This is a genomic window from Pseudomonas sp. MYb327 (genome assembly GCF_040438925.1).
Taxonomy (GTDB): Bacteria; Pseudomonadota; Gammaproteobacteria; order Pseudomonadales; family Pseudomonadaceae; genus Aquipseudomonas.
The window spans coordinates 1,000,720-1,013,348 of sequence record NZ_CP159258.1 but is presented as its reverse complement, the minus strand read 5'-3'; the positions used below and the strand labels follow the sequence as shown (position 1 = coordinate 1,013,348).

Sequence of the window (12,629 nt, the reverse complement as noted above, 5' to 3'; positions counted from 1 at the left end):
GGGAACTGGCTTGCCAGCGATGGCGTTGGGTCAGGCGCATCATATTGCCTGTCATGGCCTCATCGCTGGCAAGCCAGCTCCTACAGGAGATGGGTCAGGCAGTGGTGGCGATGGCGTGCCGGCGATGATGAACTTCTAGCTGATCCTTGATCACCTTCAACACCTTGGCCTCGTGTTCATGGATAAAAAAGTGCCCGCCCGCCAGCATGTCCACCGAAAAACTGCCGAGGGTTTCCTTGCTCCAGCCGATCAGCTGCTCAGTGGTTGCCCGGTCCGCCTTGCCGCCGAGCACATGCACCGGACACTTGAGCAAGGGACGCTGCAGGGGCTCGAAGCGACCGCACAACTGGAAGTCGGCACGCAGGATTGGCAGGGTCAGGCTCATCAGTTCTGCGTTGGCCAGGACTTCTTCACTGGTGCCATTGAGGCTGCGCAATTGTTCGATCAGTTCGGCATCGGATTTGGGCTCGGCAAAACCGCGGTCGTAGTCCGCGCGCATCGTCGGGGCAGCCGTCCCGGAGGCAAACAACGCCACCGGTTCCGGACTGCCTATGGCGCGAAAGGCATAGGCCATTTCACAGGCGAGCAACGCGCCGAGGCTATGACCGAACAAGGCGTACGGCGCCTTGAGCGTGGCGTTTTGCTCCTGCGCCAGTTGCAATGCCAAGCGGCGCATGTCGGTGTGCAATGGTTCACCGAAACGGGCACCGCGCCCCGGCAGCTCCACGGGTTGCAGCTTGATCCACTCCGGCAGCTTGCGCCGCCAGCGGCTATAGACCATGGCACTCGCGCCGGAATACGGCAGGCACAGCAATGTCAGCTGGGTCACCGGGCTTCCCTCAAAAGTTGTCTGCTAAGAGAACGGATGAGGCAGATCTCGAATTAGTCGAAGACCCCAATGTGCGAGCGATGGGGCTGTTACAGACACCGCACTCCCCCGCCAAATGAACTCTCAACGGGTCGAACCAGTCAGCTACATAGGTCCTCAATTCCCGGAGCCTGACGGTAATGCCCGATCATCAACCCGAACGCCAAAGCCCCATCGACGCGCACGGCATCATCGGCGACATGCGCAGTGCCGCGCTGATCAATGACAAGGGCAGCGTGGATTTTTTCTGCTGGCCGGAATTCGATAGCCCGTCGATTTTCTGTTCGCTGCTGGACACCCCCGAGGCCGGCATTTTCCAGCTGTTCCCTGACCTGCCCGATGCGCGCCGCGAACAAATCTACCTGCCGGACACCAACGTTCTGCAAACGCGCTGGCTCAGTGATCGCGCTGTGGTGGAAATTACCGATCTTCTGCCCATCGGTGACAGCGAAGATACCTTGCCGCTGTTGATGCGGCGGGTTCGCGTCGTCAGCGGCCAGGCAACGTTTCACCTGCGCTGTGCCGTACGTCATGACTACGCTCGCGCCAGCACCCTCGCCCGTCTCGATAAAAATGACGTGGTTTTCGAGGCCGCCGATCAACCGTCACTGCGCTTGGCGGCGGATCAGCCTCTGCGGATTGAAGACCGGGCAGCGATTGCCGAATTCACCCTCAAACAAGATCAGAGCGCCGAGTTCCTGCTAGGCGCCATTGACGATCCGCGCTTCAAGGAAGGCGCCGCCGCGCTCTGTCTCGAACGCACGCTGAAGTTCTGGCGCGACTGGATCGGCCAATCCAACTATCGCGGTCGCTGGCGGGAAATGGTCAATCGCTCGGCGCTGGCGATGAAGTTGCTGACCTCGCGCAAACACGGCGCGATTCTCGCGGCGGCGACCTTCGGCCTGCCGGAAGTCACCGGCGGCGAACGCAACTGGGATTACCGCTACACGTGGATTCGCGATGCCTCATTCACGGTTTACGCCTTCATGCGCCTGGGCTTTGTCGAAGAAGCCAACGCTTACATGCGCTGGTTGCGCGGACGGGTCAGCGACTGCCACGGCCAATCGATGAAACTCAATATTCTGTATGGCATCGACGGCCGCCAGGAACTGCCGGAAATCGAACTCACGCACCTCTCCGGCCATGGCGGCGCGACACCGGTGCGCATCGGCAATCTGGCCTACGCGCAGGTGCAACTCGACATTTTCGGCGAGCTGATGGACGCGATTTATCTGGTCAACAAGTACGGCGAAGCGATTTCCCACGAAGGCTGGAAACACACGGTGGAAGTAGTCGATCAAGTCTGCGAAACCTGGGAACAGGAAGACGTCGGCATCTGGGAAATGCGCGGTGAGCAGCATCACTTCCTGCATTCGCGACTGATGTGCTGGGTGGCGCTGGACCGGGCGATCCGACTCGCCTCGAAACGCTCCCTGCCCGCGCCATTCGCCCGCTGGGACCAGACGCGTCAGGCCATTTACTCAGACATCTGGGAAAATTTCTGGAACGAGGAACGCGGACACTTCGTCCAACACATCGGCGGCACAGCACTCGACGGCTCGATGCTGCTGATGCCGCTGGTGCGCTTCGTCAGCGCCAAGGACCCACGCTGGCTGGCGACCCTCGACGCGATCGAAAAAAACCTGGTGCGTGATGGCATGGTCTACCGCTACCACAATGACGACAACCACATCGACGGCCTGCCCGGCACCGAAGGCGCGTTCGCCGCATGCTCCTTCTGGTACATCGAATGCCTGGCCCGCGCCGGTCAGGTGAACAAGGCGCATCTGGAGTTCGAACAACTGCTGCGCTACGCCAATCCGCTGGGGCTTTACGCCGAAGAATTCGACAGCCACGCCCGGCACATGGGCAACACGCCGCAAGCGCTGACGCACCTGGCATTGATCAGCGCGGCGTGTTTTCTCGATCGCAAATTGAGTGGGGAAAAGAGTGTCTGGCAACCGTAAACATGACTTTTTTGGCACTCTGTACCTTCTGTGGCGAGGGAGCTTGCTCCCGCTCGGCTGCGCAGCAGTCGCCAAAAGCTTTGCAACCGGTACACCTGACTTACCGTGCAGTCAGATTTCAGGGCTGCTTCACAACCCAACGGGAGCAAGCTCCCTCGCCACAAAGTCCACCCTACTTACGACGCTAAAGAATCCGCTGCAGCACTGACCGAAAACCGTTCCCGATAGGCTTGCGGGGTCACCCCCATGGCCCGCAGAAAACTGCGGCGCAGGGTTTCTTCGCTGCCGAATCCGCATTGCACGGCGACCCGTTTGATCGGCACACCCGTGTCGCTGAGCAATCGCCGCGCGGTCTCGACCCGGATCAGTTCGATAGCCCTGGCCGGTGTCTGGCCCGTGTCGGCGCGGTAGTGGCGCACGAAGCTGCGTTCGCTCATGCCGGCCTGCAGGGCGAGCGTCGGAATGCCGAGGTCTTTGGTGAGATTTTCACTGATCCAGGCGTGAAGTTCGTCGAAACGATTACCTTCTTTTTGCAAAGACAACGTCACGCTGAACTGCGACTGACCGCCGGGGCGCTTGAGAAACACCACCAGTTGCCGGGCGACCTCCAGGGCCATGCTTCGACCGAGGTCTTGCTCGACCATGGCCAGCGCCAGGTCGATGCCGGCGGTCACTCCCGCCGAAGTCCAGACCGGGCCGTCGTTGATGAAGATCGGATTGGGCTCGACCTGCAATTTCGGGTGTTGCTGCGCTAACTGTTCGCAGCGCGTCCAGTGGGTCACCACGCGCCGGCCATCGAGCCAGCCACTGGCCGCCAGCAGAAACGCCCCGGTGCACACCGATGAAACCCGCCGGCAACCTGCTGCATGCTCGCGCACCCAGTCCACCAGCGGCGCATCTTCAGCCGCCGCGTAAACGCCCCAGCCTCCGGCAATGATCAAAGTATCGCTGGCCTGCTCCGGCAACGGCTCGGCCAACAACGCCAACCCCGCCGACGACATCACCGCCCCGCCGCCGCTGGCAATCACCGAGGGCGCATAGGGCGTCGGCAACCCTTGCTGGCGCGCGATGTCATTGGCCGAAGCAAATACCTGCAACGGCCCGGTGACATCAAGCAATTGCACGTTGGCGAAGGCGAGAACGTGTATGGATTTTGGCATTTGGCTTAATTCGTGGGGTTATTGGCGTATGCGCCAAACCCTAGACGCCTACAGTGAAGCCGTCCACCCACTTTCGGAGAAAAAACCCATGACCTTGCAGATCGGTTTTCTGTTGTTTCCGCAGGTTCAGCAACTTGACCTGACCGGCCCTTACGACGTGCTGGCCTCGCTGCCGGACGTGAAGGTGCATCTGATCTGGAAGGACCTGATGCCCGTCACCGCCAGCACCGGACTGATGTTGAAACCGACCGTCACTTTTGATGATTGCCCGGCACTGGACGTGATCTGCATTCCCGGTGGCAGCGGCGTCGGGCCTTTGATGGAAGACGAACAGACCCTCGACTTCATCAGGGCGCAGGCCATCAACGCGCGTTATGTGACGTCGGTTTGCACCGGTGCACTCGTGCTCGGTGCGGCGGGATTACTCAAGGGCAAACGCGCCACCACCCACTGGGCCTATCACGAATTGCTGGCCCCGCTGGGTGCGGTTGCGGTGAAGGATCGGGTGGTACGCGACGGCAATTTGCTGACCGGTGGCGGGATCACTGCGGGAATCGATTTCGCCCTGACCCTGACCACGGAGCTGTTCGATCAGGAAACCGCCGAGTTGGTGCAATTGCAGCTGGAATACGCCCCGGCCCCGCCGTTTAATGCCGGCAGCCCGGAAACAGCGCCGACCGGCGTGCTGAAGGAGGCTCGGAACCGCGCCGCAGCGTCGCTAAAACTGCGTGCGCAAATCACCGAACGCGCCGCAGCGAAACTCGATCGGAGGTGAAAAAAAATGGCCGCGAGGATCAAATCCTCGCGGCCATTACTTTTTATACGCCCATAAAAAAACCCGCCGAAGCGGGTTCTTCCAAGACCATTACAACTCCCTGTCGTCAGCATTCCATGCAAATGGCCGATCATCCATGATCCTGAGGCACTCCCTGTGCTTCAGTGGATGGGGCCAGAATACGCATCGGATCCAATCTGCAATAGTCGACATATCCAGTAACGCGTGTAAGACATTCGCTATAAGTGTCCTTCCGAAAACCCTTAGACGCCTCAGGCCGGGTTCTGCTGTCAGACTCCTCCGCGCTCACGGGCCTTGGCGCTATCGACAAGAAACTGTTCGAGTCTGCTCAATTGTTCTTCCCAGCCTCGGCTGTCCATGTAATACGCCTCCTTCTGGCGTATGTCGGGAATGTGAGCGAAACCTGATTCGGAAACCTTGAGCAACGTGCCGTTTTCGAAGTCCACCAGTTCGAACTTGACCAGTGTGGTGGGCTCCTGGGAGTAGTCGATCTTCGGGTTCACCGCGTAGGGATGCCAGCGAAAGGAAAACAACTGCTGCGGCTCGACCCGCTCGACCAGCACGTTCCACAACACATGTTCATAACCGGGATACGTGACCTGCCCCTGCGTCCACTCGCCGGCAATGAAACGCCTGCCTTCGAGCGCAACACCGAACCATTGACCAAACGCCTCGGCATCGACCAAAGCACGCCATACATGGGAACGCGGTGACTTGAGCGTGATTTTGCGCTCAAAACTATTGGGTACTGGTTTCATACATCACCTCCTGTAATGAACAACAGTAGGCCTGTAAGACCACATGTCCAACCCTAAAGTTGTGCGATGTTTAACTCTGCATGAAATATTCGGCTGCATTTCTGGCGATAAGTTCTGGGCTGGAGAGCAGAGCCAACGAACCGGAACTGCTAACGTGCGCATCCAGACCGACTCCGAAAAAGGAATACTCATGCAGCTTTCACTCACGGAGCGATACCGAGGGGCTTTCCTGGTCCTGGCCTGCGGCGATGCCATTGGCACCAGCGTCGAGTTCCAGTCACGCGGTTCCTTCCCGCCCGTGACGGATATGGTGGGCGGCGGTCCTTTCAATCTCAAGCCCGGGCAATGGACCGATGACACATCGATGGCGCTGTGCCTGGCGGAAAGCCTGCTAACCAAAAACGGTTTCGACGCTACGGACCAGATGAATCGATACCTCGACTGGTGGCAGCATGGCCATCTGAGCTCGACCGGAGAATGCTTCGACATTGGCATGACCGTCAGCGACGCCCTCGCCCGATTCCAGGAAACCGGTAAACCCTTCGCCGGCTCCAGCGATCCCTATACGGCCGGAAATGGTTCACTGATGCGCCTGGTGCCCGTGGTGTTGTACTGCTTTCCGGATCGCGAGCGGGCGAGGACATTTGCCGCGAAGAGTTCACGGACGACGCACGCCGCGCCGGAAGCGGTCGAATGCTGTCTCTTGTTCGCGGAACTGATCTGTAATGCCTTGCAAGGAAAGCCCAAACGAGAGTTGCTCAGCGCATCGCATACATTCCTTGAGCCAAAAGTCGCAGCCATCGCCCGAGGCGATTACTTGGCAAAACCTGAAAGCTGTATCCGGGGCAGCGGATACTGCATTGCCTCACTCGAAGCGGCCCTGTGGTGCTTTCACCACACAGACAGCTTCGCCGCCGCCACCCTCAAAGCCGCCAATCTGGGTGACGATGCAGACACTACCGCTGCCATTGTCGGCCAGTTGGCCGGGGCTCATTACGGCGTACAGGCAATCCCCAAAGACTGGCTGGACAAGCTGCACCTTCGCGAAGGCATTGAGGCCATGGCTGACGCCTTGCTGGATGGCGGCACTCTTACTCGCTGAAAACTCGCACCCGTGGCAAAGGAGCAAGCTCCCTCGCCACAGGTTTTGCGCCAGGCTGCAGTTTGTTCACTTGTCTTCGCTACACTGCACCTCACTTTTTCCGGTCACTGCGAGCCTTTTTCCATGTACCCACGCTCTTACCTGGCGCTGACACCTTTGCTGTTTATTTCCTTTGCCGCCCAAGCCGTGGACTGCGACAACGCCACCGATCAAGCGACGATGAATCAGTGCGCGGCGCAGCAACATGCGGCGGCAGACAAGGAGTTGAATGCGCTCTACCAGCAGATCACCAGCCGCTTGAAGGGCAATCCCGACCGCAAGAAACTGCTGGTGGGTGCGCAGCGTTCGTGGATTGCGTTTCGTGATGCCGAGTGCAAGTTTTCGGCGTCCGGGGTGGAAGGCGGGAGTGTTCATCCGTTGATCTACAGCAATTGCGTGACGGAACTGACCAAGGCGCGGATTGAGACGTTCGAGACTTACCTGAAATGTCAGGAGGGGGATTTGGGGTGTCCGGTGCCATCGGCCCCTTAAAGCGAAAAAATTGCAGCTTGCGGCAGCTCCTACAGAAAACACGGTCCCTGGAGCGAGGCTTGCCCGCAATGGCGTACTCGCCATTACCGAAAAACCAGAGCTGCCACATCTGCACGCCGAGAAGCCCTTCTCCTTTAAACATGAGGATCACCCGATGCTTTGCTCGGCGCGGCGTATTGAGGTTTCAAATGGCCTTCCTGATCGAGCAACCAGGCGTCCATGATTTGCCGAACCACAGGACCGGCGACGCGGCCACCGGCCTCGCCGTTTTCGATCATCACCGAAATGACAATTTTCGGACGCTCAGCTGGAGCGAAGCCGACGAACAAGGCATTGTCACGATTTCGCTCGCGGGTCTTCTCGCGGTTGTAGCGTTCACCCTGCTTGATTGCCACCACCTGCGCGGTGCCGCTCTTGCCGGCGATGCGATATTGCGCCCCCGCCGCTGCCGCCCGGGCAATCCCCCGGGCATCGTGCATGACCATTTGCATGCCATGGTTGACCTGCTCCCAGTCACGAGGATCCTTGAGCAGGATGTTCGGCATCGGATGCTCGTCCACCGGCGCCACGCCATCCACGGTTTTGGCCAGGTGCGGACGATTCCACACGCCTTTGTTGGCGATCAATGCCGTGGCTTGTGCCAGTTGCAGCGGCGTAACCTGCATGTAGCCCTGGCCGATGCCGAGGATCACCGTCTCACCCGGGAACCACGGCTGACGGCGCGTGGCGCGCTTCCAGGCTTGGGACGGCATCAGACCGGCGGACTCTTCATACATGTCCAGCGAGACCTTTTCGCCGAGGCCGAACATTGCCATGTAGTCGTGCAGTCGATCAATGCCCAGTTTGTGTGCAAGGTCATAGAAGTAGGTGTCGTTGGAACGCATGATCGCCGCGTCCATGTCTACCCAGCCGTCGCCGCTGTGGTTCCAATTACGGTACTTGTGATCGAAGTCCGGAAGTTGGTAATAACCCGGATCGAACACTCGGGTCTGCGGCGTGACGACGCCGGTATCGAGACCGGCAATAGCGACTTCCGGCTTGATAGTCGAACCCGGCGCGTAAAGGCCGCGCAGCACGCGGTTGAACAGCGGCCGGTCGATTGAGTCATGCAGCGCCGCGTATTCCTTGAAACTGATGCCGGTGACAAACAGATTAGGGTCAAAGCTCGGCTTGCTGACCATGGCCAGTACTTCGCCGGTCGACGGATCCAACGCAACCACCGAGCCACGGCGATCGCCCAAGGCCTCTTCGGCGGCTTCCTGAAGCTTGACGTCGAGGCTCAGGACGATGTTTTTGCCGGGTATCGGATCAGTGTGCTTGAGCACACGCAGAACACGGCCCTGGGCATTGGTTTCGACTTCCTCGTAACCGACATGGCCGTGCAGTTCTGACTCGTAGAACTTTTCAATCCCGGTCTTGCCGATGGATTGACTGCCCCGGTACTCGACCGAATCCAGGACCTTGGACTCCTTCTCGTTGATGCGACCGACGTAGCCGATTGAATGCGCAAAGTGCTCGGCCAACGGATAGTGGCGCACGAACTGCGGTTCGACATCGATGCCTGGCAAACGGAACTCGTTAACCGCGAGTACGGCAATCTGTTCTTCAGTGAGCTCATAGAACAGCGTCACCGGCACGAAGGGATGGCGAGCCTGCTTCATCGCCTTGTCGAACAGCGTGCGGTCTTCGGCTGGCAGGTGCAGCAGGTTGACCACCTCGTCCAGTTCTTCTTTTACATCGGACGCACGTTCGCGGGTGATGGTCAGGTTGTAGCTGGGCCGGTTATCCGCCAGAACCACGCCATTACGGTCATAGATCAGGCCGCGAGTGGGCGTAATTGGCAGGACGTGTACGCGGTTGTTCTCGGAGATCGTGGAGTGATAGTCGAATTCGACCACCTGCAAGACATACATGCGCACCACCAGCGCGCAGGTAATGGCGATGACGAACAAGGCGCAGGCCATCAGTCTTTTATTAACCAGGCGCGTCTCTTTTTCATGGTCTTTGATTGGTATTGGTTCAGGCACTTGAACAGCAACTCATTGAAAATATGCCGATCCGTGGTCGCAAACTCAGTCCGTTAAAAATGAGCTGCACCTTACCAAAACCGTAGACTGAGGTTTGTGTGATTTTTTTTACAATTGGCCTTGAGTGGGTTACGTCTATTTTTGACCTAAAAAACAAAACCCCAACTGCTTTCGCAATTGGGGTTTCGGAATTTAATCTTGACGATGACCTACTCTCACATGGGGAAACCCCACACTACCATCGGCGATGCATCGTTTCACTGCTGAGTTCGGGATGGGATCAGGTGGTTCCAATGCTCTATGGTCGTCAAGAAATTCGGGTACTGAGTCGTGACCAGATGGCCTCGCTTCAGCAAATTGGGTATGTGACAGCTTTCGGTGTTTTGTAAGCGTCGAACTTTCGGTTCGTTTCGTCTTCACACACCGCAATCTGGTCTCGTTCGTCTTTTCAACGAGGAGGATCAAATTGCTTGGGTGTTATATGGTCAAGCCTCACGGGCAATTAGTATTGGTTAGCTCAACGCCTCACAGCGCTTACACACCCAACCTATCAACGTCGTAGTCTTCGACGGCCCTTCAGGGGACTCAAGGTCCCAGTGAGATCTCATCTTGAGGCTAGTTTCCCGCTTAGATGCTTTCAGCGGTTATCTATTCCGAACATAGCTACCCGGCAATGCCACTGGCGTGACAACCGGAACACCAGAGGTTCGTCCACTCCGGTCCTCTCGTACTAGGAGCAGCCCCTCTCAAATCTCAAACGTCCACGGCAGATAGGGACCGAACTGTCTCACGACGTTCTAAACCCAGCTCGCGTACCACTTTAAATGGCGAACAGCCATACCCTTGGGACCGGCTTCAGCCCCAGGATGTGATGAGCCGACATCGAGGTGCCAAACACCGCCGTCGATATGAACTCTTGGGCGGTATCAGCCTGTTATCCCCGGAGTACCTTTTATCCGTTGAGCGATGGCCCTTCCATACAGAACCACCGGATCACTAAGACCTACTTTCGTACCTGCTCGACGTGTCTGTCTCGCAGTCAAGCGCGCTTTTGCCTTTATACTCTACGACCGATTTCCGACCGGTCTGAGCGCACCTTCGTACTCCTCCGTTACTCTTTAGGAGGAGACCGCCCCAGTCAAACTACCCACCATACACTGTCCTCGATCCGGATAACGGACCTGAGTTAGAACCTCAAAGTTGCCAGGGTGGTATTTCAAGGATGGCTCCACGCGAACTGGCGTCCACGCTTCAAAGCCTCCCACCTATCCTACACAAGCAAATTCAAAGTCCAGTGCAAAGCTATAGTAAAGGTTCACGGGGTCTTTCCGTCTAGCCGCGGATACACTGCATCTTCACAGCGATTTCAATTTCACTGAGTCTCGGGTGGAGACAGCGCCGCCATCGTTACGCCATTCGTGCAGGTCGGAACTTACCCGACAAGGAATTTCGCTACCTTAGGACCGTTATAGTTACGGCCGCCGTTTACCGGGGCTTCGATCAAGAGCTTCGCGTTAGCTAACCCCATCAATTAACCTTCCGGCACCGGGCAGGCGTCACACCCTATACGTCCACTTTCGTGTTTGCAGAGTGCTGTGTTTTTAATAAACAGTCGCAGCGGCCTGGTATCTTCGACCGGCGTGGGCTTACGCAGTAAATGCTTCACCCTCACCGGCGCACCTTCTCCCGAAGTTACGGTGCCATTTTGCCTAGTTCCTTCACCCGAGTTCTCTCAAGCGCCTTGGTATTCTCTACCCAACCACCTGTGTCGGTTTGGGGTACGGTTCCTGGTTACCTGAAGCTTAGAAGCTTTTCTTGGAAGCATGGCATCAACCACTTCGTCACCCAAAGGGTAACTCGTCATCAGCTCTCGGCCTTAGAATCCCGGATTTACCTAAGATTCCAGCCTACCACCTTAAACTTGGACAACCAACGCCAAGCTGGCCTAGCCTTCTCCGTCCCTCCATCGCAATAACCAGAAGTACAGGAATATTAACCTGTTTTCCATCGACTACGCTTTTCAGCCTCGCCTTAGGGACCGACTAACCCTGCGTCGATTAACGTTGCGCAGGAAACCTTGGTCTTTCGGCGTGGGTGTTTTTCACACCCATTGTCGTTACTCATGTCAGCATTCGCACTTCTGATACCTCCAGCAAGCTTCTCAACTCACCTTCACAGGCTTACAGAACGCTCCTCTACCGCATCACCTAAGTGATACCCGTAGCTTCGGTGTATGGTTTGAGCCCCGTTACATCTTCCGCGCAGGCCGACTCGACTAGTGAGCTATTACGCTTTCTTTAAAGGGTGGCTGCTTCTAAGCCAACCTCCTAGCTGTCTAAGCCTTCCCACATCGTTTCCCACTTAACCATAACTTTGGGACCTTAGCTGACGGTCTGGGTTGTTTCCCTTTTCACGACGGACGTTAGCACCCGCCGTGTGTCTCCCATGCTCGGCACTTGTAGGTATTCGGAGTTTGCATCGGTTTGGTAAGTCGGGATGACCCCCTAGCCGAAACAGTGCTCTACCCCCTACAGTGATACATGAGGCGCTACCTAAATAGCTTTCGAGGAGAACCAGCTATCTCCGAGCTTGATTAGCCTTTCACTCCGATCCACAGGTCATCCGCTAACTTTTCAACGGTAGTCGGTTCGGTCCTCCAGTCAGTGTTACCTAACCTTCAACCTGCCCATGGATAGATCGCCCGGTTTCGGGTCTATTCCCAGCGACTAGACGCCCTATTAAGACTCGCTTTCGCTACGCCTCCCCTATTCGGTTAAGCTCGCCACTGAAAATAAGTCGCTGACCCATTATACAAAAGGTACGCAGTCACCCAACAAAGTGGGCTCCCACTGCTTGTACGCATACGGTTTCAGGATCTATTTCACTCCCCTCTCCGGGGTTCTTTTCGCCTTTCCCTCACGGTACTAGTTCACTATCGGTCAGTCAGTAGTATTTAGCCTTGGAGGATGGTCCCCCCATATTCAGACAAAGTTTCTCGTGCTCCGTCCTACTCGATTTCATGACTAAGAGATTTTCGCGTACAGGGCTATCACCCACTATGGCCGCACTTTCCAGAGCGTTCCGCTAATCTCAAAGCCACTTAAGGGCTAGTCCCCGTTCGCTCGCCACTACTAAGGGAATCTCGGTTGATTTCTTTTCCTCAGGGTACTTAGATGTTTCAGTTCCCCTGGTTCGCCTCTTGCACCTATGTATTCAGTACAAGATAACCATCTTATGATGGCTGGGTTCCCCCATTCAGACATCTCCGGATCAAAGTCTGTTTGCCGACTCCCCGAAGCTTTTCGCAGGCTACCACGTCTTTCATCGCCTCTGACTGCCAAGGCATCCACCGTATGCGCTTCTTCACTTGACCATATAACCCCAAGCAATCTGGTTATACTGTGAAGACGACATTCGCCG

General features: G+C 57.0%; 8 protein-coding genes and 2 rRNA genes. 4 read left to right on the top strand and 6 right to left on the bottom strand.

Translation table 11 applies throughout. From position 1 onward, the window contains the following. Positions 1 to 94: 94 nt before the first annotated feature. Positions 95 to 829, bottom strand: a complete 735-nt coding sequence (locus tag ABVN21_RS04645; protein WP_339556061.1) for an alpha/beta fold hydrolase — start codon at positions 827 to 829, stop codon at positions 95 to 97. A gap of 179 nt (positions 830 to 1,008) precedes the next feature. On the opposite strand from ABVN21_RS04645, the gene ABVN21_RS04640 reads away from it, so the two are divergent. Beyond that, positions 1,009 to 2,835: a glycoside hydrolase family 15 protein gene (locus ABVN21_RS04640; protein WP_339556062.1), complete on the top strand. Its 1,827-nt coding sequence runs from the start codon at positions 1,009 to 1,011 to the stop codon at positions 2,833 to 2,835. A 176-nt stretch (positions 2,836 to 3,011) separates the two neighbouring features. Here ABVN21_RS04640 and ABVN21_RS04635 read toward each other — a convergent pair whose 3' ends face one another. Next, positions 3,012 to 3,995: a GlxA family transcriptional regulator gene (locus tag ABVN21_RS04635; protein ID WP_339556063.1), complete on the bottom strand. Its 984-nt coding sequence runs from the start codon at positions 3,993 to 3,995 to the stop codon at positions 3,012 to 3,014. Between the two features lie 88 nt (positions 3,996 to 4,083). Between ABVN21_RS04635 and inhA the strand changes: the two genes are divergently transcribed. After that, a complete protein-coding gene (gene inhA, locus ABVN21_RS04630) occupies positions 4,084 to 4,770 on the top strand; it encodes an isonitrile hydratase (protein WP_339556069.1) in 687 nt (228 codons plus the stop codon). 290 nt (positions 4,771 to 5,060) lie between these two features. Here inhA and ABVN21_RS04625 read toward each other — a convergent pair whose 3' ends face one another. After that, positions 5,061 to 5,549 carry an SRPBCC family protein gene (locus ABVN21_RS04625; protein ID WP_339556064.1) on the bottom strand — a complete coding sequence of 163 codons (489 nt, stop codon included), beginning with the start codon at positions 5,547 to 5,549 and terminating at the stop codon, positions 5,061 to 5,063. Positions 5,550 to 5,739: 190 nt separating this feature from the next. Between ABVN21_RS04625 and ABVN21_RS04620 the strand changes: the two genes are divergently transcribed. Both ABVN21_RS04620 and ABVN21_RS04615 read left to right on the top strand, forming a co-directional pair. Continuing rightward, the gene (locus tag ABVN21_RS04620) at positions 5,740 to 6,651 is read left to right on the top strand and encodes an ADP-ribosylglycohydrolase family protein (protein WP_339556070.1); all 912 of its coding nucleotides are present in this window, start codon (positions 5,740 to 5,742) and stop codon (positions 6,649 to 6,651) included. Between the two features lie 123 nt (positions 6,652 to 6,774). Next, entirely contained in the window at positions 6,775 to 7,182 is a 408-nt protein-coding gene (locus ABVN21_RS04615; RefSeq protein WP_339556065.1) for a lysozyme inhibitor LprI family protein, read from the top strand. Positions 7,183 to 7,316: 134 nt separating this feature from the next. Here the strand turns inward: ABVN21_RS04615 and mrdA are convergent, their stop codons facing one another. The 3 genes from mrdA to ABVN21_RS04600 all read right to left on the bottom strand — a co-directional run bounded on the left by mrdA (position 7,317) and on the right by ABVN21_RS04600 (position 12,582). After that, the gene (gene mrdA, locus ABVN21_RS04610; protein ID WP_339556066.1) at positions 7,317 to 9,209 is read right to left on the bottom strand and encodes a penicillin-binding protein 2; all 1,893 of its coding nucleotides are present in this window, start codon (positions 9,207 to 9,209) and stop codon (positions 7,317 to 7,319) included. A gap of 196 nt (positions 9,210 to 9,405) precedes the next feature. Then, positions 9,406 to 9,521 (bottom strand): 5S ribosomal RNA (gene rrf, locus ABVN21_RS04605). Between the two features lie 169 nt (positions 9,522 to 9,690). Then, positions 9,691 to 12,582, bottom strand: a 23S ribosomal RNA gene (locus tag ABVN21_RS04600). Between the last annotated feature and the right edge of the window lie 47 nt (positions 12,583 to 12,629).

Excerpts from the sequence above, each read along its gene's own strand:
- ABVN21_RS04640 (WP_339556062.1), top strand. The coding sequence starts at position 1,009 with ATGCCCGATCATCAACCCGAACGCCAAAGCCCCATCGACGCGCACGGC.
- ABVN21_RS04635 (WP_339556063.1), bottom strand. The coding sequence starts at position 3,995 with ATGCCAAAATCCATACACGTTCTCGCCTTCGCCAACGTGCAATTGCTT.
- inhA (WP_339556069.1), top strand. The coding sequence starts at position 4,084 with ATGACCTTGCAGATCGGTTTTCTGTTGTTTCCGCAGGTTCAGCAACTT.
- ABVN21_RS04625 (WP_339556064.1), bottom strand. The coding sequence starts at position 5,549 with ATGAAACCAGTACCCAATAGTTTTGAGCGCAAAATCACGCTCAAGTCA.
- ABVN21_RS04620 (WP_339556070.1), top strand. The coding sequence starts at position 5,740 with ATGCAGCTTTCACTCACGGAGCGATACCGAGGGGCTTTCCTGGTCCTG.
- ABVN21_RS04615 (WP_339556065.1), top strand. The coding sequence starts at position 6,775 with ATGTACCCACGCTCTTACCTGGCGCTGACACCTTTGCTGTTTATTTCC.